This window comes from Marinobacterium marisflavi, assembly GCF_982447095.1.
In genome coordinates, this window is record NZ_OZ457898.1 from 859598 (window position 1) to 884009 (window position 24412).

20 protein-coding genes and 5 tRNA genes are annotated in these 24412 nt (G+C 54.0%); 13 read left to right on the forward strand and 12 right to left on the reverse strand.

Going from position 1 to position 24412, the window contains the following annotated elements; genetic code table 11:
- The first annotated feature begins 77 nt into the window (after positions 1 to 77).
- The 7 genes from queA (at position 78) to serB (ending at position 9398) form a co-directional block, all read left to right on the forward strand.
- Complete coding sequence (gene queA, locus AC1WNR_RS04170; RefSeq protein WP_481643279.1) at positions 78 to 1124, forward strand: tRNA preQ1(34) S-adenosylmethionine ribosyltransferase-isomerase QueA; 1047 nt, start codon at positions 78 to 80, stop codon at positions 1122 to 1124.
- Between the two features lie 17 nt (positions 1125 to 1141).
- Complete coding sequence (gene tgt, locus AC1WNR_RS04175; RefSeq protein ID WP_481645359.1) at positions 1142 to 2272, forward strand: tRNA guanosine(34) transglycosylase Tgt; 1131 nt, start codon at positions 1142 to 1144, stop codon at positions 2270 to 2272.
- A gap of 35 nt (positions 2273 to 2307) precedes the next feature.
- The gene (gene yajC / locus AC1WNR_RS04180; RefSeq protein ID WP_481643280.1) at positions 2308 to 2640 is read left to right on the forward strand and encodes a preprotein translocase subunit YajC; all 333 of its coding nucleotides are present in this window, start codon (positions 2308 to 2310) and stop codon (positions 2638 to 2640) included.
- A 70-nt stretch (positions 2641 to 2710) separates the two neighbouring features.
- Positions 2711 to 4564, forward strand: a complete 1854-nt coding sequence (gene secD, locus AC1WNR_RS04185) for a protein translocase subunit SecD (protein ID WP_481643281.1) — start codon at positions 2711 to 2713, stop codon at positions 4562 to 4564.
- A gap of 9 nt (positions 4565 to 4573) precedes the next feature.
- The gene (gene secF, locus AC1WNR_RS04190; protein ID WP_481643282.1) at positions 4574 to 5494 is read left to right on the forward strand and encodes a protein translocase subunit SecF; all 921 of its coding nucleotides are present in this window, start codon (positions 4574 to 4576) and stop codon (positions 5492 to 5494) included.
- 162 nt (positions 5495 to 5656) lie between these two features.
- The gene (gene rnr / locus AC1WNR_RS04195) at positions 5657 to 8125 is read left to right on the forward strand and encodes a ribonuclease R (protein ID WP_481643283.1); all 2469 of its coding nucleotides are present in this window, start codon (positions 5657 to 5659) and stop codon (positions 8123 to 8125) included.
- Between the two features lie 58 nt (positions 8126 to 8183).
- Entirely contained in the window at positions 8184 to 9398 is a 1215-nt protein-coding gene (serB, locus tag AC1WNR_RS04200) for a phosphoserine phosphatase SerB (RefSeq protein ID WP_481643284.1), read from the forward strand.
- 27 nt (positions 9399 to 9425) lie between these two features.
- Here serB and AC1WNR_RS04205 read toward each other — a convergent pair whose 3' ends face one another.
- The 12 genes from AC1WNR_RS04205 to AC1WNR_RS04260 form a co-directional block, all read right to left on the reverse strand.
- Positions 9426 to 11504, reverse strand: a complete 2079-nt coding sequence (locus AC1WNR_RS04205) for an EAL domain-containing protein (protein ID WP_481643285.1) — start codon at positions 11502 to 11504, stop codon at positions 9426 to 9428.
- Between the two features lie 273 nt (positions 11505 to 11777).
- A tRNA-Gln gene (locus AC1WNR_RS04210) sits at positions 11778 to 11853 on the reverse strand.
- A 4-nt stretch (positions 11854 to 11857) separates the two neighbouring features.
- A tRNA-Met gene (locus tag AC1WNR_RS04215) sits at positions 11858 to 11934 on the reverse strand.
- A gap of 43 nt (positions 11935 to 11977) precedes the next feature.
- A tRNA-Gln gene (locus AC1WNR_RS04220) sits at positions 11978 to 12052 on the reverse strand.
- A gap of 10 nt (positions 12053 to 12062) precedes the next feature.
- Positions 12063 to 12139: transfer RNA gene (locus tag AC1WNR_RS04225), tRNA-Met, on the reverse strand.
- Between the two features lie 174 nt (positions 12140 to 12313).
- Entirely contained in the window at positions 12314 to 13405 is a 1092-nt protein-coding gene (gene ychF, locus AC1WNR_RS04230; protein WP_481643286.1) for a redox-regulated ATPase YchF, read from the reverse strand.
- A gap of 36 nt (positions 13406 to 13441) precedes the next feature.
- Complete coding sequence (gene pth, locus AC1WNR_RS04235) at positions 13442 to 14032, reverse strand: aminoacyl-tRNA hydrolase (RefSeq protein WP_481643287.1); 591 nt, start codon at positions 14030 to 14032, stop codon at positions 13442 to 13444.
- Between the two features lie 25 nt (positions 14033 to 14057).
- The gene (locus AC1WNR_RS04240) at positions 14058 to 14648 is read right to left on the reverse strand and encodes a 50S ribosomal protein L25/general stress protein Ctc (RefSeq protein WP_481643288.1); all 591 of its coding nucleotides are present in this window, start codon (positions 14646 to 14648) and stop codon (positions 14058 to 14060) included.
- 113 nt (positions 14649 to 14761) lie between these two features.
- A complete protein-coding gene (locus AC1WNR_RS04245; RefSeq protein WP_481643289.1) occupies positions 14762 to 15703 on the reverse strand; it encodes a ribose-phosphate pyrophosphokinase in 942 nt (313 codons plus the stop codon).
- A gap of 69 nt (positions 15704 to 15772) precedes the next feature.
- Positions 15773 to 15848 (reverse strand) — tRNA-Gln (locus AC1WNR_RS04250).
- Between the two features lie 298 nt (positions 15849 to 16146).
- Entirely contained in the window at positions 16147 to 16713 is a 567-nt protein-coding gene (lolB, locus tag AC1WNR_RS04255) for a lipoprotein insertase outer membrane protein LolB (RefSeq protein WP_481643290.1), read from the reverse strand.
- The gene (locus tag AC1WNR_RS04260; protein WP_481643291.1) at positions 16698 to 18407 is read right to left on the reverse strand and encodes a tetratricopeptide repeat protein; all 1710 of its coding nucleotides are present in this window, start codon (positions 18405 to 18407) and stop codon (positions 16698 to 16700) included. Before AC1WNR_RS04260 ends, lolB begins: the two co-directional genes overlap by 16 nt.
- A gap of 197 nt (positions 18408 to 18604) precedes the next feature.
- Here AC1WNR_RS04260 and hemA point away from each other — a divergent pair, with 197 nt between their 5' ends.
- From hemA to AC1WNR_RS04290, 6 genes are all read left to right on the forward strand, one after another.
- Entirely contained in the window at positions 18605 to 19870 is a 1266-nt protein-coding gene (gene hemA, locus AC1WNR_RS04265) for a glutamyl-tRNA reductase (protein WP_481643292.1), read from the forward strand.
- A gap of 53 nt (positions 19871 to 19923) precedes the next feature.
- Complete coding sequence (gene prfA, locus AC1WNR_RS04270) at positions 19924 to 21012, forward strand: peptide chain release factor 1 (protein ID WP_481643293.1); 1089 nt, start codon at positions 19924 to 19926, stop codon at positions 21010 to 21012.
- Positions 21012 to 21836 carry a peptide chain release factor N(5)-glutamine methyltransferase gene (gene prmC / locus AC1WNR_RS04275; protein WP_481643294.1) on the forward strand — a complete coding sequence of 275 codons (825 nt, stop codon included), beginning with the start codon at positions 21012 to 21014 and terminating at the stop codon, positions 21834 to 21836. The genes prfA and prmC overlap by 1 nt, the downstream gene beginning before the upstream one ends.
- A gap of 21 nt (positions 21837 to 21857) precedes the next feature.
- The gene (locus tag AC1WNR_RS04280) at positions 21858 to 22643 is read left to right on the forward strand and encodes a HesA/MoeB/ThiF family protein (protein WP_481643295.1); all 786 of its coding nucleotides are present in this window, start codon (positions 21858 to 21860) and stop codon (positions 22641 to 22643) included.
- Complete coding sequence (locus tag AC1WNR_RS04285; RefSeq protein ID WP_481643296.1) at positions 22636 to 23034, forward strand: CoA-binding protein; 399 nt, start codon at positions 22636 to 22638, stop codon at positions 23032 to 23034. The genes AC1WNR_RS04280 and AC1WNR_RS04285 overlap by 8 nt, the downstream gene beginning before the upstream one ends.
- 108 nt (positions 23035 to 23142) lie before the next feature.
- Positions 23143 to 24168: an IS110 family RNA-guided transposase gene (locus tag AC1WNR_RS04290; RefSeq protein WP_481642805.1), complete on the forward strand. Its 1026-nt coding sequence runs from the start codon at positions 23143 to 23145 to the stop codon at positions 24166 to 24168.
- The last annotated feature ends 244 nt before the right edge of the window (positions 24169 to 24412 follow it).

Sequence of the window (24412 nt, forward strand, 5' to 3'; positions counted from 1 at the left end):
CTTACCTGACCTAATTATTTATATTTGGTAGAATTTGCGCCCCGAAATTGAGAACCCTCGGCGAAGATTCAAAAGCCATGCAACTAAACGACTTCTACTTTGATTTACCGGAAGAGCTGATCGCGAACTATCCGCTTGAGCAGCGCTCGAGTAGCCGTCTATTGTGCCTCAACGGAAATACTGGTGCTTTGGAACATCGCATCTTCAGCGACCTGATCGATCTGGTTGAACCGGGTGATCTGTTGGTGTTCAACGATACCCGTGTGATTCCTGCGCGTTTGCATGGCCAGAAAGAGAGCGGTGGCAAAGTTGAGATGCTGGTCGAGCGCGTCACCGGTGAGAAGCGGGCGCTGGTGCATCTGCGTGCCAGCCGCACGCCGAAAGAGGGCGCCAAACTGAGTTTTGAAGGTGGCATCAACGCCGAGGTGGTTGGCCGAAAAGATGGTCTCTTCGATCTCGAGTTTGATATACCTAACACCTTGATTGAAGCGCTAGAACAGCACGGGCACATGCCGCTGCCACCTTACATCAAACGCGAAGATCAGCAGTCTGACCGCGAACGTTATCAGACGGTTTATAACCGCAAGCCGGGCGCTGTTGCTGCACCGACTGCCGGTTTACATTTTGATGAGGCGCTCTTCGCTAAGCTCGATGCCAAGGGAGTGAACCGTGCATTCGTAACCTTACATGTAGGCGCGGGCACTTTCCGTCCGGTGAAGGTGGAAAATATCGAAGAGCATCAGATGCATGCTGAGTACATTGAGGTGAGCGAAGAGGCGTGCGCCGCTGTGGCGGCTACTAAGGCCGCGGGCAAGCGTGTCATTGCGGTGGGCACCACCAGCGTACGCTGCCTAGAGACAGCCGGTGCTGACGGCGAACTCAAGCCCTTCTTTGGTGATACACAGATCTTTATCTACCCGGGCTACCAGTACCAGCAGGTCGATGCCTTGATCACCAATTTCCACCTACCAGAATCTACCCTGATGATGCTAGTCAGCGCCTTTGCAGGCTACCAGAACACCATGCAGGCCTACTCGGTTGCAGTTCAGGATAGATACAGATTTTTTAGCTACGGTGATGCGATGTTTATCACTCGCCGCGACGCCGATGATGAGGTTCTTTAATGACGCGCGAATGTTTTATGTCTTTCGAGACGATCACCACTGAGGGTAAAGCTCGTCGTGGTCGGCTCACTTTCCCCCGCGGCGTTGTTGAGACCCCTGCCTTTATGCCGGTGGGCACTTACGGCACCGTTAAAGGCATGCTGCCGCGTGATGTTGAAGCGACCGGTGCTCAGATACTGCTGGGCAATACCTTCCACCTTATGCTGCGCCCCGGTACCGATATTGTTGAGCTCCACGGTGATCTGCATGACTTTATGCAGTGGGATAAGCCCATCCTGACAGATTCAGGCGGCTTCCAGGTATTCAGCCTCGGCAAGATGCGCAAGATCACCGAAGAGGGCGTGTCGTTTCAGTCTCCAGTCAATGGTGACAAGGTTTTTGTCAGCCCTGAAGTGTCGATGGAGGTACAGCGCAAGCTGGGCTCCGATATCGTCATGATCTTTGATGAGTGCACCCCGTACCCGGCAACTGAGAAAGAGGCGGCGGACTCGATGCGCATGTCGCTACGCTGGGCCAAACGCTCCAAGGATGCTCACGGCGACAGCCCGTCGGCACTCTTTGGTATCGTGCAGGGTGGTATGTATGAAGATCTGCGTGATGAGTCTCTTGAGGGACTTACCGAGCTGGGCTTTGATGGCTACGCCATCGGTGGACTCTCTGTCGGCGAGCCGAAAGAGGAGATGATTAAGGTTCTCGACCACTTGGCCTGGAAGATGCCGGAAGATAAGCCGCGCTACCTAATGGGCGTGGGTAAGCCAGAGGACCTGGTTGAGGGGGTACGCCGCGGAGTCGACATGTTCGACTGCGTCATTCCCACACGTAACGCGCGTAACTGCTTCCTTTTTACCCGCAATGGCGTGGTGAAACTGCGTAACTCTTCGAATAAAACGGATACTAATCCGATCGACAGCGAGTGTAGTTGTTACACCTGTCAGAATTTCAGTCGCTCTTATCTGCACCACCTGGATAAGTGTGGCGAGATCCTCGGATCTCAACTGAATACCATCCATAACCTCCACTATTACCAGGAGCTAATGGCTGGTTTGCGCACCGCCCTTGAACAGGGTAAATTGGGCGCCTTTGTTGACGAGTTCTACCGTTTGCGAGGCAAGGAAACGCCTCCTCTCAAGGGTGAAACTGCGGAATAATTTGATTTACTAATAACAGTACTTAGGAGAGCTTGATGAGCTTCTTTATTTCACCAGCATACGCTGAAGCTGGTGCACCTGCTGGCATGGATCCAGGCATGTTTAACCTGATCTTCCTCGTTGGTTTTGGTCTGATTTTCTACTTCTTCATGTGGCGCCCACAGGCAAAACGTCAGAAGGAGCACAAAAACTTGATCGGCGGGTTGGCCAAGGGTGATGAAGTGATCACCGCTGGCGGCATTATCGGTAAAGTGGCACGTCTGACTGATGACTACGTGGTACTGGAAGTGAGCGAAGGTACTGAGCTGAAATTCCAGAAAGTACACGTTGCTGCTGAGCTGCCAAAAGGCACAATCAAAAGCATCTAATCTGCGGATGCTGTTCCCGGCGCCTGATTTCGGTCTGGCGCCTTTTGTTGTTTTTAGATAGGGCGCAAAAATGCTCAATCGTTTTCCTATGTGGAAATCTGCACTGATCATCTTCGTGTTGTTCTTTGCGGGTCTCTATGCACTGCCAAACCTCTACCCAGATGACTTTGCAGTACAGTTAACCGGTAACAACCAGAGCACTCAGGTGGATGAACAGACGTTAGCTCGCGTTGAAGCCATCCTCAAATCTTCTGGTGTTGAATTCAAAAGCTCAGAGTTACAAGAGCGCGGCGGTCTGATCCGCTTCAACGATGGCGAAGCGCAGTTGCGCGGCCGTGAAGCGCTGGCGGAGGCTCTGGGTCAAGCCTATGTGGTTGCACTGAACCTGGCGCCGACTACACCCGAATGGCTGACCAGCATCGGCGCGGGCCCAATGAAACTGGGTCTGGACCTGCGCGGTGGCGTGCACTTCCTCTTGGAGGTGGACATGGTGCAGGCTGTTAGTCAGCGCCTAGACGTGTATGTCAGCGATATCAAAGGCAATCTGCGTAAAGAGCGCCTGCGTTACCGTGAAGTAGAGCACCTCGAAGATGGTAGCCTGTCGGTGCGCTTTGCTGACGCGGCGACACGTGATGAGGCTTCAAGCCTCCTTGCCCGTACTTTCCCTGAGTTTCTGATTACCGACGGTGAAGTTGAGGGTAACGCTTACCTCTACATTACGTTGAGCGAAGCGACGCTGCGTGAGATTGAGGACTATGCGATTAAGCAGAACCTCACTACCTTGCGTAACCGCGTAAACGAGCTGGGTGTGGCTGAGCCGCTGGTACAGCGCCAAGGTCGTAACCGCATCGTTGTGCAACTGCCAGGTATTCAGGATGCCGCTGCGGCTAAGCGTATTATCGGTAAAACGGCGAACCTCGAGTTCCGCCTAGAAGCCAAGCCAGATGCATCACGCGCGACCACTGAAACCTATGAGTTCCGCTCACAGCCTGGCCGCACAGCCGCGTTGGAGAAAGACATCATCATCACCGGCTCGAGCGTAGCGAATGCGCAGTCGAACTTCGATGAGAACGGTCAGCCACAGGTGTCGATTACCCTCGACAGCAAAGGCGGTCAGTTGATGGGCCGTGTAACGCGCGATGCGATTCAGCGTCGTATGGCGGTGCTCTTTGTTGAGCACAAAGCACGCACGGTTACCGAGACTGTTGAAGGCGAGAAGGTTGAGAAGCGTATCCCATACGTTGAGAAAGGCATTATCTCTCTAGCGACTATTCAGAGTGCACTGGGTTCTAGCTTCCGTATTACAGGCTTGGAGAACCCTCAAGAATCGTCCGAGCTGGCACTGCTGCTGCGTGCGGGTGCTCTGGCTGCGCCAATCTACTTTGTCGAGGAGCGCACCGTTGGACCAAGCATGGGTGCGGAGAACATCGAGCTAGGTACGCTGTCGGTACAGATCGGCTTCGCGCTGGTACTGCTGTTCATGCTGGTTTACTACAAGGTCTTTGGTCTGGTAGCGAATATCGCGCTAACGCTTAATCTGGTGTTGCTGGTTGCAGTGATGTCGATACTCTCGGCCACACTGACGCTGCCGGGTATTGCCGGTATCGTATTGACCGTCGGTATGGCGGTGGACGCGAACGTGCTGATTTTCGAGCGCATCAAAGAGGAGCTGAAGATCGGTATGCCAGTACAGTCGGCAATTCACTCCGGCTTTGCGCGCGCCTTTACCACCATCCTTGATGCCAACGTAACAACCCTGCTTGCTGCAGTGATTCTGTTTGCGATGGGTACAGGCCCGGTGAAAGGCTTTGCGATTACGCTATCGGTCGGCATTTTGACCTCAATGTTCACGGCGATTTTGGTGACCCGCATGATGATTAACTTCATCTATGGCGGTAAGCAGATCAAGTCGGTGAAAATCTAGGAGCGGGTCATGGCTGAAAAAGAAAGAATCATTAATTTCATGGGCCCGCGTAAATTGCTGGCTATTATCTCTGCAATCCTACTGCTTGCATCGGTTGCGTCGCTATCGATCAACGGTCTGCGATTCGGTCTAGATTTCACTGGCGGTAGCTTGGTGGAAGTGGGCTACGAGCAGGCGGCGGATCTAAATGCGATTCGTGGTCAGTTGACGGATGCGGGCTTCGACGATGCGGTGGTACAGACCTTTGGTGCTAGTACCGATGTGCTGATTCGCCTGGGTGAAACCCACGATCCGAAGCTCGGTGACAAAGTCGTTGAAGCGCTGACGGTTGGCGGTGAGTCTGTAGAGTTGCGTCGTAGCGAGTATGTGGGTGCGCAGGTTGGTGAAGAGCTGCGTGAGCAGGGCGGCCTTGGCATGCTGCTGGCGTTGGCGATGATCATGCTCTACCTAGCGTTCCGCTTCCAGTTCAAGTTCTCGCTCGGTGCGGTACTGGCGCTGGTACATGACGTAACACTGGTTCTCGGCATCTTCTCGATCCTCCAGCTCGACTTCGACCTCACGGTGCTGGCGGCGGTGTTGGCAGTTATCGGTTACTCGCTCAACGATACCATCGTTGTGTTTGACCGTATTCGCGAAAACTTCCGCATTATGCGTGTCGCCGATACCGTTGAGATCATGAATGCGTCGCTGTCACAAACGCTTAGCAGAACCTTGGTAACCTCGTTGACCACGGTGCTGGTGTTGATAGCGCTATTCATTTTTGGTGGCGAGAGTATCCATGGGTTTGCCACGGCGCTGCTAGTCGGTATTGGTGTGGGTACCTACTCATCGATCTATGTGGCTGCCAATCTGCTCCTGGCGATGAATATCACCAAAGAGGATCTCATTCCTCCACCGAAAGAAGAAACCGAAGTGGACGAGATGCCTTAAATTTCGACTTCAAAGCCGGCTTTCTAGCCGGCTTTTTGTTTCTGGGGTCGCGACATCCGCTTAGCGGATATCCCTCCTACAGAGGCGACAAGACACTGGCAACTCAATCGCAAAAGATCCAAACTAAGACTATTGATTAAAAGAGAGAATATAGAGACCCGCATGGCAAAGAATTGGCGCGATAACGACCCTCAAGCAAAAGATGAAGCCCAGAAGTACGATCGGCCAGTGCCGAGCCGTGACTTTATTCTGGAGTTTCTGCGTAAGTGGGGGGCTCCAATTAGTCACGCGCACCTCTGTGACGAGCTAAAACTCAACCATGAGGATGACCGTGAAGCGGTGCGCCGTCGTCTTATAGCGATGTGCCGTGACGGACAGCTCATTACTGACCGTCGGAATCAGTTCTGTCTGATTGAGAAGATGGATCTGATAGCTGGACGCGTCATCGGTCACCGCGACGGCTTCGGATTCGTGAAACCTGAAGCGGGTGGAGACGACCTCTATATCCACGCACGTCAGATGAAAGAGGTTTTTGACGGCGATAAGGTGCTGGTACAGCAGGTTGGTTTAGACCAGCGAGGGCGTCCAGAAGGGCGCATTATCGAAGTGATCGAGCGCTCTACCCGTAAGCTAGTGGGGCGCTTTGATGGCCAGAACGGTTTCGGCACGCTGATCCCTGAGAACCAGCGCATCACTAACCAGGTGATGATTATTCCTGATCCTACATCTGGGCTGACTTACGAAGATGGTCAACTGGTTGTGGTTGAGATTATTCAGCAGCCGGGTAAGCGTCAGCCTGCTCGTGCGCAGGTGGTCGAAGTACTGGGTGATCACCTAGCAGCGGGGATGGAGATCCAGGTCGCGATTCACAACCACGATATTCCCAACGAGTGGAGTGACAAAGTTCATCAAGAGATTGGTGAGCTGACGCCGGAGGTGCGCGAAGAGGATAAACTCAACCGTATCGATCTGCGTCATCTGCCCTTTGTAACTATTGATGGCGAAGACGCGCGTGACTTTGACGACGCCGTCTATGCAGAGAAGAAGCGTCTTGGCGGCTGGCGCCTCTGGGTCGCAATTGCCGATGTCTCCTATTATGTCCGCCCCGGCACTGCGCTGGACGAGGAGGCGATCAATCGCGGTAACTCGGTCTACTTCCCCGGTTTTGTTGTGCCGATGTTACCAGAGCTGCTCTCCAACGGTCTCTGCTCATTAAACCCGAAAGTCGACCGTCTCGCGATGGTCTGTCAGATGACGATCAAGCGCGACGGTTCTCTGGGGGACTACAAGTTCTATGAGGGTGTAATTAACTCCAAGGCACGCCTCACCTACACCAAAGTGGCGAGCATGCTGACTGAGCCCGATTCTGACGAGGGTAAAGCGCTGCGCCAAGAGTATGCCGATGTGGTAAAACCGGTTGAGACACTCTATGGCCTCTATCATCGTTTGCGCTCGGCTCGTGATAGCCGCGGAGCGATCGACTTCGATACCACCGAGACGCGCATCATCTTCAGCGAGGATCGCAAGATAGAACGTATCACGCCGATCCAGCGCAACGACGCGCACAAGCTGATTGAGGAGTGCATGCTGGCGGCTAACGTTGCCACTGCTCACTTCCTGGAGAAGAACAAAAAACCAGGCATCTACCGTATTCACCAGGGTCCGAAAGAGCAGAAGCTAACTAACCTGCGTGCCTTCCTAGGTGAACTGGGCTTGAATCTGCCGGGCGGCGAGACGCCAGAGCCGAAGGATTACCTGCGCCTCGCTGAGGTTATCGAAGAGCGTCCTGACCGTCATATCATTCAGACGATGATGCTGCGCTCCATGCAGCAGGCGGTCTACAGCCCTGATAACGAGGGTCACTTCGGTCTGGCTTATGATGCGTACACCCACTTCACTTCTCCGATTCGTCGCTACCCCGATCTGTTGGTGCATCGGCTGATTCGCTCCGCTATTCACTCCAACAAGCGCAGCTCAATGATCGATCGTCCTGATAAGTTTACAGCTAACTCGGCGTTCACCGTTGATTATGGTATGGAGCAGATGCTGCAGTTCGGTGAGCACTGTTCGATGACCGAACGCCGTGCCGATGAGGCTACACGGGATGTCACCTCCTGGCTCAAATGTGAGTACATGTCGGGCCAGATTGGCGAGGAGTTTGAGGGTGTCGTTTCGGCGGTTACGAACTTCGGTGTATTCGTTGAGTTGAACGACCTCTATGTCGATGGCCTGGTGCATATCACCAGTCTGCCGAGTGACTACTACCACTTTGAGGCTGACAAACAGCGCTTAGTTGGTGAGCGTACACGCCGAGTCTTTAAACTGGGCGACCCGCTCAAAGTTCGCGTGGCCGCGGTGACACTGGACGAGCGCAAGATCGACTTTGAACTGTTGGAGAGTGAGCAGAAGCCGCAGAAAAAACCCTCAGTGCGTGAACGCATGGCGATGGGTCTGTTCGATCAGAAGAAGGGCGGCAAAGGTGGTAAGCCCGGCGGTTCCGGTGGACGCGGGGGGCGCGACTCTGCCGGCAAATCTGGAGGTAAATCGGGTAGCCGCTCTGGCGGAAAGCCTGGTGGAAAATCAGGCGCTCGATCCTCTTCAAAGAGTGGGAAAGGGCGCGGCAAACGATAGCCGAGCCCGCCTTGCCTAGGTATACTGCGCCGCAAATTCGTCTGTTAAGAGTTGAGTGATGAGCGAACTGATACTTCTAACCCTATCGGGTACCGATAAGCCGGGTGTGACCTCGGCGGTTACAGCCATTCTGGCAGAGTATCAGATTGATATTTTGGATATCGGCCAGGCGGTTATTCACGATAATCTCTCACTCGGCCTACTGATCAATGTGCCTGAAGCAGCAGAGTCCTCTCCGCTTCTGCGCGATCTACTATTCAAAGCGCACGAACTGGACATGGTAGTACGGTTTGAGCCGATCACTAAAGAAGAGTACCAGCGCTGGGTATCTGCGCAGGGTAAGTCGCGTCATATCATTACGTTGCTGGCGCGTCGTATCCGCGCCGAGCACATTGCCGGCGTCACTAATGTGGCCGCCAGTCACAATCTCAATATCGATAATATAAGTCGTCTCTCGGGCCGTATTCCGGTGGATGATGTCGATTCTGGGCACAGCAAGGCCTGTGTTGAGTTCTCTGTGCGCGATATGCCTCAGGATGAGGCCTCGCTGCGTGAGTCGCTGATGAAGCTCTCATCTGAGTTGGATGTGGATATCGCTTTCCAGCGTGATGATATCTATCGTCGTAACCGCCGTCTGGTGGTCTTCGATATGGACTCTACGCTAATTGAAGCTGAAGTAATTGATGAGCTGGCAAAAGAGGCGGGTGTAGGCGATCAGGTAGTCGCAATCACCGAAGCCGCGATGCGCGGTGAGCTCGATTTCAACGAGAGTTTCCGGCGCCGTGTTGGGCTGCTAAAAGGTCTTGATGAGTCCGTACTGCAGCAGATCGCAGAGCGCCTTCCAGTGACCGAAGGTCTTCCAGAACTGATGACGCAGTTGAAGCTGACAGGCTACAAAACCGCGATCCTCTCCGGCGGTTTCACCTACTTTGCCCGCCATCTGCAAGAGAAGTTTGGCTTTGATTACATTCATGCCAATGAGCTGGATATTGTTGACGGTAAGGTGACCGGTGAAGTGACCGGCCGCATCGTAAATGGCGAGCGTAAGGCTGAACTGCTGCGCGAAATTGCAAAGCGTGAGGGTATTCACCTCGAGCAGACTATTGCGGTGGGCGATGGTGCCAACGACCTGCCGATGTTGTCGATAGCCGGCTTAGGTATTGCTTTTCGTGCCAAGCCGCTGGTGCGTGAGAGTGCCAAGCAGTCGATCAGCAATCTTGGTCTGGATGGCATCCTCTACCTAATCGGTTTCCGCGACCGCGACGTCGGTTAACCGCTAAGTGTCGCCTCAATGGGCGACCTACTCGAAGTATTCGTAGCGCATCTCTTCCTGAGGCGGTTGCAGGTAGTAGCCCTGCACCAGATCGAATCCCATACGGTAGAGCTCGGGCAGCATAGCGGCATCCTCAATAAGCGGGGCGATCACTTTGGTTCTGCCTCTCTCAATCGGTTCAAGCAGGCGCCTGATCGCCCTAGGGCCGCGATCCGGATACTCCAGCTCTTCAATAAAAGCGCCATCGATCTTAATAAAGTCGGGTTTAATCTTAGCGTAGACTTTGCCTGAACTGGTCGAACACCCAAAGTGCTTGATGCAGATCCCGATGCCTTTGAGGCGAAGCTGTTCAACCAGCCGCAGTGCATTCTCCATATCAGCAGCAACGTCAGATTCGCTCAGTTCCACGGTAATGAAGTTACCGCTCAGGCTCAGTTCATCGAGCTGCGTTGCGAACCAGGTGGCGAATGAGCTGCTCTTCAGCGTGCGCCGCGCAAGGTTAATGAAGATCGACAGCTCCCGGTCAGGGCCAATCTGACGCTGCAGAGCAAGCAGGCTCTGTTCCACCACCCAGCGATCGAGCTTCACCATGACTCGAGCATGCTCAAGACTGGAGAGGAATTGCGCCGGTAGCTTATCCTGGTTAGGTCCATCACTCATGCGCACCAATATTTCGTAACTGCGCTCTACGCTCTCCTCACTCAAGCTGACGAGAGGTTGATAGAGCAGCTTGAGCTTGTGATCAGCAATTGCCTCCTCTAGCTCTTTAGTTGCTCCATCAACTTGAATTTGGTGCTGCACTGGGTTGGTGAACGCTGCATGAGCGCTCTCTTGATCCCCGAGTGTGCGAACAGAGCTCTCGGCACGCAGCAGCAGTTCGCTCGCGGCTGGAGAGTTGTCATTGATTGGGCTGATACCTATTCCCAGCGATAGCGAAGTGACTCCTGCAGGGCACTGGAACTGACTTCGACTGAGTTTACTTTGAATCGTCTGCGCAAAACTCTTCGCGATAGTTCGGTCAGGGTTATTGATCAGTACCGCAATATCCAGATTATTGAGAATCGCTAGGGTATGGAACTGCTTTAGCGGTGTTAGCTGCTTTATCAACGCCGACCGTATCTGCTGAAGCAGAGAAGAATCGGTCGTTGAGGGTAGGGTTTCAACGCGAAAGTAGAGCAGAAATGCGTCGTGCCCGCCGGCGGATGCCTGATGTAGTTGGGCCTCAAGATGCTGAACAAACTCTGCTTCAGTAACTAGGCTGTGCTCACCTGGCTCGCTAGCGCTTGTCTTCGCGCTGAGCGCCATCGGATCGATGTAGAGTGGTCTGAGCTTTGGCCGATCCGGTGTGGCTGGATAGATCTCAACGCTGGCACTGAACTCGGTACCCTGAGAGTCTCGCAGTGTCAGCGTCTCGTGCAGTGACGCGGTCGCACTTTTCAGGGTAGCTTCGACAGTTTTTAGACTCTCTGAGGTAAAGAGTCGGGTGAGTGGCGTTTCAGCCAAGCTACGTGTGCTGAGCTGGAAGAGAGACACAAAGGTGCTGTTGGGCTCAACGATACTGTGCTCTTGAATGGCGGCAATAGCTAGAGTGGACTCTTCGCTGAGGCGTCGATTGAGCTTGGCCATATGCTCTAAACCCAGCTCCAATGTGTGCAGGCGACGATTTTGTTTCTGCCGTTCAAACAGCTGGGTCGCACGCGTGATGATTAGGTCGTGAGCCTGCTCTGGCAGGAGAAACGCAACGCCCCTCTGAATGGCGGCCTGCTGATCACTATAGTTGGGCTCTTCGGCGAGTTGAATAACAGGGATCTCTCGGCTCTCGTTCAGTAGCGTTTGGCAGATCTCCACAGGCTTTAACGCGCAGTTGTCTGCGGTCCGCGCAAACAGCATATCCCAACTGCGATCACCGAGGGCTTCGATTAGTTCAAGTTTGTTGTGAACCACGCGACCGCGAGGGGATAGCCCAGCACTGCGCAGAAGAGATAGGAGTCCATCGCTAACTGATGAGTCAAATCCGGAAAACAGTATGTCAACATAGCTGCGGCGCTCGGCTTGAGAGCGCGACATCTGGTCCAGCAACGAGAAGGTGGAGTGGGCTTGTGACATAGTTTCCCGACAGGCGTAATTCTGTCTATTAAGACTAGTCGCAGATTAGCAATCATGAAAGTTTGGTGCGAAGCTACTTCGTCGGTTTGACGGTAGAAATGGCAGGGGTAGCAGGATTATTCGCCGCTGCACGGCTCACCCCTTCGGGGGCCAACGGCTTCGCCGTTGTTTGTCGCGCACAAGTGCGCTCGGTGCGAACCTACTTCGTAGGTTCTCGTCTAGAGTTCGTAGCGAAATTCTAGTTTTAGACGCTGTCGTTATTAACGTCAGAAATGGCAGGGGTAGCAGGACTCGAACCTACGAATGCTGGAATCAGAATCCAGTGCCTTACCAACTTGGCTATACCCCTGTAGTGGTGGCAATGACGGGATTCGAACCTGTGACCCACGCATTATGAATGCGTTGCTCTAACCAACTGAGCTACATTGCCGGTTTGAAAGCTTCTCTCATATCCTCTCCAAGTAGGAGGAGGATGGCAGGGGTAGCAGGACTCGAACCTGCGCATGGGAGGATCAAAACCTCCTGCCTTACCACTTGGCTATACCCCTAGTGAGAAAGTGGTGGCAATGACGGGATTCGAACCTGTGACCCACGCATTATGAATGCGTTGCTCTAACCAACTGAGCTACATTGCCGTGCTTTCAAGGCCGCAAATTATTCCTTTTGGGGCTATCTATGTCAATAGAATCCAAAGGAAAAATTGAGGTTCTGAGAGCAAAAACCCCGATAAAAGCGAGGTGCTCGATCGGGCTTTTTATTTACACCAGAAACTGCTCAATTAATGATCAGTTTCTGCCTGTTTAAGCGAGCTAAACGTTAAAGCGGAAGTGAATCACATCGCCATCTTGAACGATGTACTCTTTACCTTCCAGGCGCGCACGGCCGGCCGCTTTGGCACCCTGTTCACCCTTGTGCTCAATGTAATCATCGTAGCTGATAGTTTCAGCTCGGATGAAGCCCTTTTCGAAGTCAGTGTGGATCACGCCCGCTGCCTGAGGCGCCGTTGCGCCGATCTTAACTGTCCAGGCACGCACCTCTTTGACACCTGCGGTGAAGTAGGTCTGCAGACCCAGCAGCTGGTAGCCAGCACGGATCACCCGGTCCAGGCCTGGCTCTTCCATGCCCATCTCCTGCAGAAACTCGAGCTTCTCATCATCTTCTAGTTCAGAAATTTCAGACTCGAGCTTGTTACAGATCGCGACAACTTCTGCACCCTCTTTAGCCGCGTATTCACGCACAGCATCTAGGTGTGGGTTATCTTCAAAACCATCTTCCGCAACGTTGGCGATATACATGGTGGGTTTGGTGGTGAGTAGGTGGAAACCTTTCGCCGTCTTCTGCTCATCCTCGTTCAACTCGAGGCCGCGTACGGCATGACCTTCTGAGAGATGAGGAATCAGCTTCTCGAGCAGCTCTTTCTGCTTGATGGAGTCTTTGTCGCCACCCTTGGCAGTGCGCTGCACGCGCTGGAGCTGCTTCTCGCACGACTCAAGGTCGGCCATCGCCAATTCAAGATCGATTGTCTCGATATCTTCCAGTGGGTGGATACGGTTGGCTACGTGGATAACGTTCTCATCTTCAAAACAACGCACTACGTGCGCGATCGCGTCAGTCTCGCGGATGTTTGCCAAGAATTTGTTGCCCAGGCCTTCGCCGCGTGATGCACCGGCAACCAGACCTGCAATATCCACGAACTCCATGGTGGTTGGCATAATGCGTTCAGGCTTAACAATCTCTGCAAGCGCATTCAGACGTGGGTCGGGCATAGGTACGATGCCGGAGTTTGGTTCGATGGTACAGAACGGGAAGTTCTCAGCATCGATACCCGCCTTAGTCAGCGCGTTGAAGAGTGTTGATTTACCTACGTTGGGCAGGCCAACAATACCGCATTTAAAACCCATGGGTCTGTCCTATTAAGCTATCTATTAAACGGGTTATCAAACCGTCGCTTTGAAAGTGTGTAAGTGATTCATCGCGCGCGGCCAGTCGCCTTTAACAGCGGTTGGTAGGTGGCGTAACGACTCATCAATTGCCTGCTGCGTCTGGTCGCGCTCTGACAGCGGTGCACGCTGGAGCACAAAATTAGCGACCTCTTTGGCACTGCCTGGATGGCCGATACCTAGACGCAGACGATAAAAATCTTTGTTGTTGCCCAGCTGGGCAATGATGTCCCGCAGGCCGTTGTGTCCACCATGGCCGCCGCCTTTTTTCAGGCGCGCAACACCGGGTGGGATATCGAGCTCATCATGAGCAACCAATATCGCTTGGGGTTCAATCTTGAAAAAATTCGCCAGCGCTGCGACTGATTTGCCGCTGCGATTCATAAACGTGGTTGGAACCAACAGATGGACGGGGTGACCGTCGAAATGAATCTTGGCGTGTAGTCCGAAGTGTTTGCTCTCGGCCTTCAGTGAGGTGCTGTGTTGAGCAGCAAGCTGCTCAACCAGCTCAGCGCCTGCGTTATGGCGGGTCTTCTCATACTGGGCCCCGGGGTTACCGAGGCCAACTATCAGACTAATCCGATCCATAACGCCAGCGCCTATTTACGCGGGCTTACTTAGCTGCGCGTGCGCCACGTGGAGCGTAGCAGTAGCCGATACCCTGGTCGTGGTCTTCGCCGCGACGCAGTGCAACGATCTCAACACCTTCTGGCAGAGTGATGTCAGACAAGTGAGCGATCTGGCCCATTTCGATCTTAGACAGGTCACACTGAACTGCTTCTGGCAGATCTTTTGGCAGACAAGTTACTTCAACAACTGCAGCTTCAGCAGCGAACTTACCAGATGCTTTAGAAGCAGCTGATTTTTCGAAGTTAACGAACTGCAGAGGAACGCGGATCTTGATCTTCTTGCTCTCATCGATGCGCTGGAAGTCAGCGTGCAGGATGATTGGCTTAGCTGGGTGACGCTGCAGATCTTTGATGATTACAGTCTGGCCTTCGCCGGCACCGCTCAGAGTGATTGGTGACGAGAAGAAAGCGTCGTTGTTCAGCGCTTTGGTCAATTCGCGTGCTTCCAGAGAGATGTTCAGTGGCTCAGCAGAACCGTAAACAATTGCTGGAACCTGGCCAGCTTTGCGCAGGCGGCGGCTCGCACCTTTCCCCTGATCTTCGCGGGCTACAGCATTAAGAGTAAAATTAGACATTTTGTTACCTATATAAAGTTAAAAACTGCATACACCCGCGACCAGATGCATACAGCCTTGGTTTCCCTTACGGGACCGGTTTGCTGGTTCACACCAGCCTACAGCGGATGTTCTTAACGGAACATTGCGCTGATAGATTCTTCGTTACAAACGCGGCGAACCGCTTCAGCCAACATGGGCGCCAACGAAAGCTGGCGGATTTTAGCACATTTTGCGGCTGCGTCACTCAGTGGAATCGTATCGGTTACAACCAGTTCATCCAGCTCTGAGTTGGTGATGTTGTCGATCGCAGGACCTGAAAGAACAGGGTGCGTCACGTAAGAGACAACGCGCTTCGCGCCATTCTCTTTCAGTGCCTTTGCTGCCTTACATAGAGTGCCTGCTGTATCACACATGTCATCGACCAGCAGACAGGTACGGCCTTCAACGTCACCGATCAGGTTCATCACCTGAGATTCGTTAGCGCGCTCACGACGCTTGTCGATGATTGCTAGGTCAGTATCCAGCTGTTTTGCCACTGCTCGCGCACGTACCACACCGCCCACGTCTGGAGAGACTACAACGATATCGTCGTAGTTCTGATCAACGATATCGTCTAGCAGTACCGGTGAGCCGTAAACGTTATCAACCGGGATATCAAAGAAACCCTGAATCTGGTCGGCGTGCAGATCAACTGTGAGTACGCGGTCTACACCACAGGTAGCCAGCATAGTCGCAACAACTTTCGCGCTGATCGCTACACGAGCTGAGCGCGGACGGCGATCCTGGCGGGCGTAACCGAAGTACGGGATAACGGCAGTGATACGGGTTGCCGACGCGCGGCGCATCGCATCAACGAATACAACCAGTTCCATCAGGTTGTCGTTGGTTGGCGCGCAGGTCGACTGAATAATAAAGACGTCCTTGCCGCGGACGTTCTCCTGAATCTCAACGCTCACTTCACCGTCGCTAAAGCGGGTACAGTTTGCTTTACCCATCGGAATGTCGAGACGCTCGACAACCTTTTCGGCTAGTTCCGGATTCGCGTTTCCGGTAAACACCATCATCTTGGACACAGACAGTACCTTCTCGTGTTCGTCAGTCGGGATTAGTGAAGCTTGTGGTCGGCGGTTTGTCATAATAAATGGCAGGGGTAGCAGGACTCGAACCTACGAATGCTGGAATCAGAATCCAGTGCCTTACCAACTTGGCTATACCCCTGTATCAAAGTGTGGCATCCCACCTTGTGTCAGGAGGCGCGTATTTTAAAGTAGAGAGCGTTAAAAACAACCCTTGGCTGGTTGTTTTTTGTTCACTTTTACGGATTGTTGCAGTTTTAGTGAGGATATTGGTTTGTCGAGTATTCATCCGACTAAACGCTTTTCGGGAAATACGCCTTTGGCGTACATCCCTCGTACGAGCGGTCCGCCAGAGGCATGTTCGCCACTAGCATATGTCGCCTCTAGAGGCGACCTACGAAGAATTGGGCCAGAGTAGGTCGGGTCTTGGCCTGACAAACTTAGATAGCCGGATTAAACTGCCAATTGCTGATAATCAGCGTCAGACGCAGGTCCTCATGGCTCAGTCGTACTTTGCGCGGCAGCGATAGCCCCGCTGGGGTCTGCTGCAAGGTAAGTATATCGATCTGCCAACCGAGCTGATTAAACTGGTTCAGCCCTGCCGTTTCGAACGCTATGCCCGGAGCGGGGTGTCCCTGTATCCAGTAGCGCGCAGGCGCAACAGGCACTTGCCAACCTAGCAGTTGTTGCATCAGCTCCTCGGGGGTGCGGGCAACCTGTGGTTGGGGCTGATTGGTTGAGCGCAGAACCACCTGACCGGTCTCACCAACCAAATCCATCACCTGACGACCAAAGGGGTCTAACAGCTCAATTTCGTAATCGTTACCCTGCTGGATCCAGTTGAAGCGTGCTGATTCATTCACCTCATCACTTCGAATGCCTAGCTTGCCACTGGCGGTGAACTCATTCGATGGCGCACCATTAACACCGGTATTCGGCGGTGCTTGCATATAGGTTGAACAGCCCGTCAAAAAGAGCGTGAAAATGAGGATTAACGCTCTAGCCATCGACGCGCCTCCGCCAAGTCTTCATTGCCGGGGTGAAGCTCCTCTTGCTCAACGAGTAGCTCTTGCGCACGCTCTAACTCACCTAACTGCGTCAGCACGATAATCAGGTGCGACGTGACCTCAGGGTCGGGCATCTGTTCAAACGCACGCTCCAAGTAGGGCAGAGCCTCGCTATTACGCTCAAGTTTGTGCAGCGCCCAGCCCATCGAATCGAGGTAAGCTGGATCATCTGGACTTTCAGAGAGAGCACTCTCGATTAACTCATAAGCACGCTGATAATCATCAGAGTGCTCCAGCAGCGAGTAGCCCAGGGCGTTCTGCGTGCCCGCATTGTCAGGGTTTAACGCGTAAGCGCGCTCGAGATCATCAAGCATCTGCTGATGATCAATCGGTTCGACCATCAACGCGCGTGAGTAGAGTAAGCTAACGTCATTAGGATCCTCTTTAAGCCGCTCGTTGAGGTACTCCAGTCCGCGCTCAAGCTCGCCGTTGTCGCCAGCCCAGCGGGCGAAGATTACGGCGAGTTGAGAGGCTCGCTCTACATCACTCTCGCGTGCATTTTTCACCAGCGTCTCAGCACGCTCATATTCGCTTTCAATCTCGAACAGCTCCAGTGCGCGGCTAACCGCATTGAACAGCAGGTCGCCGCTCTCCACCTTACCAAAGGCCTCGATTGCAGCTTCGCGATTGCCTAACGCCGCTTGATTGACGCCTATATAGAGATTTAAGTCAGTTCGTGCAGGGTCTCGGCTAATCAGTTCGTCAAGTAGCACAAGGCTCTGCTGGGGCTGCTCGTTTTCGAGCAGCAGCAGTGCGTAGTAGTAGATCAGCTGCGGGTCGCGATCAGCCTGATCAATCGCACGCTCTACTGCCATCTGAACCGAGTCGGGTTTGAGCTCCAGTAGCAGTTGAACATGCACCGCCCGCAGTTGGCGGTGATCACGGTTGCTCGACAGCGCTGACTCCACGAGTGCCAACGCCTGTTCAGAGTCTGAGAAGACGTTGCGTAACAGTTGAGCCTTCTCAACGATCAGGTCGGGTTGCTCGGGTTCTACCGCTAATCCACGGTTGAGCAGGTTGAGAGCCGCGGTCTCCTCTTGGCGCAGAAGCTGAACGCGCGCCAGTACCAGCAGTAGATCGAGTTGTTCCGGGGATGCATCCAGACGCTGCTGTAAAAGCTCGGCCAGTTCGGTGGCACTCTCTTCATCGAAGGTATCGAGCAGAGACTCGATCACGAGCAGTATCTCGGCACCGAAGCTAGGTTGGGAGCGCAGCAGCTCAAATGCCTCGGCAAAGCGTGCCTCGTGTAGCAGGATATTAATCAGAATTTGTGGCGGTTCGGCGGCTTCGGGCTCGATCTCTTGCCACAGACGCGCGGCTGTTAACACGCCTTGTGGATCGCGATTGAACTGCGCGATGCGCGTGGCGCGCTCTGCTAGCTCGGAAGAGCGGTTTAGCTGAGCCTGTCGTAGGTAGAGCTCATAGGCGGTATTGAAGTCACGCTGCTGGCCCGCTAGCTCAGCGGTCAAGAGGTCTAGCAGTGACTCTTCATTCAGCTCACCCGGCACGTATTCGACGCTAACCTCAGTCGCATCGGACGGATCCGTATTGGGATTGCTCTGCGTCTGAACAGGTGCGCAACCGCATAGGAGCGCAATAGTGAGGCCGAGGCTGGGTCGAATACCGGTGAACAATCCGGTCACTCCTTAGGTTTTTTTCTCACTATAGAAAAACTGTGAGACGTTGTCATTGCGTAACTGTTCGCTACTGACTAGCTACGTCACTTTATGCTGCTAATGATCACATTGTGGGGACTTATTCAAAAGCGCTATAAAGTGTATGATATGCGCCACATTTTCTATGACCTGTTCCAACGGACTCTGAATCGTTAATGGCACTGCTTGCACTCGGCATCAATCACAAAACCGCACCGGTCGATATTCGCGAACGGGTGGCGTTTGCGCCTGAGCATCTGGCCGAGGCCGTTGCTAAGGCGTGCGATGAGGCGAAGTTGAGTGAAGTGGCGATTCTCTCCACCTGTAACCGCACCGAACTCTACTGCAGCTTAGAGGGCGAGCAGTCGGCGCAACTACTGCAGTGGCTGGCGGATTATCACCAGGTGGACCCACAGCAACTCAAAGAGTGCTCGTACGAACATTGGGACCAGTCGGCCGCACAGCACATGATGCGCGTCGCCGCGGGGCTGGACTCGCTCGTGCTGGGCGAGCCACAGATTCTTGGTCAGTTGAAGAACGCTTTCTCTGTTTCACAAGACGCCGGTCGTCTGCATGCGGAACTGGGTCGCCTGTTCCGCCACACCTTCTCTGTTGCCAAACAGGTGCGCACCGAAACGAGCATAGGGCAAAACCCAGTGTCAGTTGCCTATGCGGCAGTGAGTTTGGCGCAACATATCTTCGCTGATCTCGGCGAGAGCCGCGCGCTATTGATCGGCGCGGGTGAGACGATAGAGCTGGTTGCCCGTCACCTCAAACAGGCAGGTGTTCGCTCCATTACCATCGCTAACCGAACATTGGGCCGAGCACTTACGCTGGCCGAAGAGGTGGGGGGAAAGGCGATTGAGTTCTCTCAGATACCTGAAGAGCTGGCTAACGCGGATATTCTGATCTCCTCTACCGCATCCCAGCTGCCGATACTGGGCAAAGGCAGCGTTGAAACGGCACTGAAAAAACGCCGCCATGCACCGATGTTTATGGTGGATATCGCGGTACCTCGTGATATCGAGCCGCAAGTGGGCGAGCTAGAAGATGTCTACCTCTACACAGTTGATGACCTGACCGAGGTGATCGAAGAGAACCAGCGCTCCCGCCAGGATGCTGCGCAAGAGGCTGAACAGCTGATTGAGCAGGGTGCGGGGCAGTTCATGCGTCAGCTGCGCGAGCTTGAAGCGGTGGATACCCTTACACAGCTGCGCGCCAAGCATACCCAGCTCGCTGAAGAGGAGTTGGCGCGCGCGCTGCGTCAACTAGAGCAAGGAAAGCCGGCCGAAGAGGTGATGAAACGCCTTGCACACGGTCTCACCAACAAGTTTTTGCACCAACCGAGTGTGCAGCTGCGCCAGGCCTCTGCCGATGGGCGTGATGATCTGCAGGCTCTAGCTGCTGAGCTATTCAAGCTCGACGCTCAGTCGCGCGATTAGCGCCGCTAACCTATTAATCTAGAGCCCTTAAAAAAGCTAAGTGTAAGCATCTTATGAAAGAGTCAATAAAGCTGCGACTGGAGTCGCTCGTTGATCGGTTTGAAGAGCTCGCCGCGCTGCTCAGCGACGGCGATGTGATCAGCGACCAAAAGAAGTTCCGCGAGTACTCGATGGAGTACTCGGAGCTCGAGCCCGTCGTTGAAGCGTTTAAACAGTGGCAGCAGGCGGTAGAAGACCAAGAGACCGCTAACCTGATGTTGCAAGAGGATGACGCCGATCTGCGTGAGATGGCGAAAGAGGAGCTGCAGGAGGCCAAGGCCACCGAAGAGCGCCTGGAAGCCGAGCTGCAGATCTTGCTACTGCCTAAAGATCCCAACGATCATCGCAACGTCTTTCTTGAGATCCGTGCAGGAACCGGTGGCGATGAGGCAGCAATCTTCTCGGGTGACCTGTTCCGCATGTATTCGCGTTATGCGGAGCGTTCTGGCTGGCGTGTTGAGATCGTTAGCGCCAACGAAGGCGAACATGGTGGCTTTAAAGAGGTGATCGCACGCGTCAGTGGCGACAACGTCTATTCACGCTTGAAGTTTGAATCCGGCGCACACCGCGTACAGCGTGTCCCCGAGACGGAGTCCCAGGGGCGTATTCACACCTCGGCCTGTACCGTTGCGGTAATGCCAGAGCTGGACGAGTCCGCAGCGATCGAGATCAATAAGGCGGACCTACGTGTCGATACCTTCCGCGCCTCGGGTGCCGGTGGTCAGCACGTCAACAAGACCGACTCAGCTATCCGTATTACTCACATCCCAACCGGTGTGGTGGTGGAGTGCCAGGAGGAGCGCTCGCAGCACAAGAACCGTGCTAAGGCGATGGGTCTGCTCGCTTCACGCCTACAACAGGCGCAGATAGAGAAAGAGCAGGCGGCTCAGGCCAGCACACGTAAGAGTCTGGTCGGCAGCGGTGATCGCTCGGAGCGTATTCGCACCTATAACTACCCTCAAGGTCGTATCACCGATCACCGTATCAACCTGACGCTCTATAAGCTCAATGAGGTGATGCAGGGCGACCTGGACGAAGTGCTCAATTCGCTGTTGCAGGAGTACCAGACGGAGCAGCTTAGCGCTCTGTCTGACGCTGGCTAATGCGTATCGACGCGGCGCTGCAGCTTGCTAGCACGCTTGAGGGCGAGGACGCCAAGGTGGATGTTGAACATCTGCTGTGCGATGTCTTGCAACAGAACCGTACCTATCTGTACACCTGGCCCGAACGTGAACTGAGTGACGAGCAGCAGGCGCGTTTCTCTGACCTACTCAAACAGCGCCGTGCCGGTGTGCCAATTGCGCATCTACTCGGTACACGGGCCTTCTGGACCTTTGAGCTGGAAGTGAATCCCAGCACCCTAATTCCTCGCGCCGATACCGAAGTGTTGGTGGAGCAGGCGTTGGAGCTTTGTAGCGACGATGCTAAACGTGTTGTTGATTTGGGAACAGGCACCGGCGCTATTGCCCTGGCTCTAGCGAGTGAACACCCCGATTGGGAGGTTTGGGCTTGTGATCGAATCGGCGAAGCGGTGGAGCTGGCACAGCGTAATGCAAGGCGTCTTGAGCTCTCCAATGTTCAAATTGTGCAGGGGAGTTGGTTTGAGCCGCTGAGCGGCCAGTTTGATCTAATTGTCTCCAATCCCCCTTACATAGATCCAATCGATCCGCATTTATCGCAGGGCGATTTGCGGTTTGAGCCGCGCTCGGCGCTGACTGCAGAAGCTAAAGGCTTAGCGGATATTGAATCGATCATCGACACCGCGCCGAGTTACCTCAACAGTGAGGGATGGCTGGCGCTGGAGCACGGTTACGACCAAGCCGAAGCGGTTGCTGAACTGATGCGCCAACGCGGATTCGACGATATTCGACAGCGCCGTGATTTTGGTGGCAACATGCGAGTCACCGCGGGACGGTGGCCGGGCTAACAACAAGCCTGTAGATCTAGAATGAAAACAGTAGCGAAGGATAAGGGGACCCCAGTGAACGACCAGCAGCTTCTGCAGTACAGTCGTCATCTACTTCTGCCAGAGATCGATATGCACGGCCAGCAGGCTTGGCTAGATGCCAGCGTGTTGATTCTTGGCCTGGGTGGTTTGGGCTCTCCTGTAGCGCTCTATCTCGCGAGTGCTGGGGTGGGTAAGCTCGTTCTCGTTGATGATGATGCGGTTGAACTGAGCAATCTGCAGCGCCAAGTCATTCATACCACTGAGAGCATCGGTGAACCCAAAGCGGAATCCGCTGCAGCGCAAATTAAGCGTATCAACCCAAATATTGAAGTGGATGTGCGCGTCGAGCGTTTAGAAGAGGCCACCATGGTCGAGCTGGTCAGCAGTGTTGACCTGGTAGTGGATTGCACTGATAACTTTTCCACCCGTCACGCGCTGAATCGCGCCTGTTACGCCGCTAAAGTGCCGCTCGTGTCCGGTGCGGCGATTCGTTTTGAGGGTCAGGTGACCGTCTACGACCCCCGCAGCGAGGGCAGTCCTTGTTACCGCTGCCTCTACCCAGAGAGTGCGGAGCTTGACCTGAACTGCTCAACCTCAGGCGTGTTTGCGCCGCTGGTGGGTATGGTCGGGACGGTGCAGGCGGCTGAAGCGCTCAAAGTGCTCGCGAATATCGGTCAGCCCTTGGTAGGACGCTTGCTAATGGTTGATGCGCTCACAATGGACTGGCGCACCTTTAAATTGAGAGCCGACGCGAGCTGTCCGGTCTGTGGTGAAATCCATGAATGAGCAGTATCTAATCGACTCCCTCAAAACCAACGTTGAGACCATTGCGCTGGTGGGGGCGAGTCCTAAAACGCACCGCGATAGCTACCGCGTTATGCAGCTCCTACAGCAGTGGGGTAAACGCGTGATTCCTGTTAATCCGCGTGCCGCTGGAACTGAAATTTTGGGCGAGACGGTGGTAGCCGATCTGGCTGATCTGCCGGTAGCTGTCGATATGGTCGATGTCTTCCTTAACTCCGAAGCAGCGGCCGCTGTCGTTGATCAGGTTGTGCAGCTAGAGATCCCAGCGGTCTGGCTGCAGATCGGCGTAATGCCAATCTCCGCTGCTGAACGTGCCGAAGCGGCCGGCGTTCAAGTGGTGATGAATCGCTGCCCAGCCATCGAGTGGCGATAGGTTAATCCCACGGGTCGCCTATGTAGGAAATGTGATGGACCCACCCACTCTGTGCCAAGATTGGTTTTGAAAGATCAATCAAGTACGGCATCCAAGAAGGGGGTCCACATGAATAAGACTAGCATTATTGGTATCGATCTGGCGAAGAGTGTTTTTCAAGCTCACGGTATGACGAGCAGTGGTAAACAGACGTTTTCGCGTCAGCTCAAGCGCGCAGAGGTCGCTAAGTTTATAGCTAAACAACCCAAATGCATTATTGGTATTGAGGCGTGCGGTGGTGCTCACTATTGGGCCAAGTTGTTCGAGCAGTATGGCCATCATGTGAAGATCATCCCGCCTGGCTACGTAAAGGCGTACGTGCGGGTTAATAAAAATGATAAACGGGATGCCGCAGCGATTGCGGAGGCAGCGTCCCGAGAGCAGGCACCGGTAGTAGCCGTCAAAACAACTGAACAGCTTGACCTACAGGCTTTGCACCGAGTCCGCGAAGACTCGGTTAACAACCGAACCCGCACCGGCAACCGGATAAGAGGACTGCTTGCAGAACAGGGCATCGTAGTAAAGCGCGGACATGCTGCAACTCGCTACGAGGTCGCGTTGATACTTGAGGACGCTTCAAACGGGTTAAGTTATAGCTTAAGAGAGATCATTGCTGATCTGAGAGAGGAGTGGCTACGCTGTGATGATCGAGTTGATTACTACACCTCACGGATCGAAAAGATCGCTAGGTCTGATGCGCGCTGTAAACGGTTGATGACGATACCTGGTGTAGGCCCAGTCATATCGACCTTGCTGGTTGCGTATGCGGGGAATGGTCAATCATACCGGGGCAGTCGCGACCTAGCCGCCTCGTTAGGCTTGGTGCCCGCCCAGCACTCAAGCGGTGGTAAAGACGTGTTACTGGGGATCAGTAAACGAGGAAATCGACAGTTGCGCAAGCAACTGGTACACGGCGCGAGGGCTGCATACCGCTCACTAGAGAAATGCCCCGAAAGCAGCCGACTTGGCTTGTGGGCACAAGGCTTGAGGGCTTCAGGCAAGCACGTAAACAAGATCGTGGTAGCGATCGCAAACAAGCTAGCCCGTATCGCCTGGAGCTGCTTAGTAAACGAAAGAGATTACAAAGCGTTGTAACCAACGTAGTACGGAGCCTGCCCAAGGCAGGATAAATAGAGTTAAACCCAACCAAAGAGTTGCGCAGAACGTTAAGACACGACAGATAAGATCGACTTGCTGAAAATCTGAAGATCCCTGTGGCTCACCAAGAAGCCGGGTAGGAGATAAGAACAGCAAGAGCACATCTCATAATGGCCCGGGTGGATACGCCCAAACTGAGAGGCCGGATATAAGCGTGCAATCTACTTCTATCGAGTCAAAA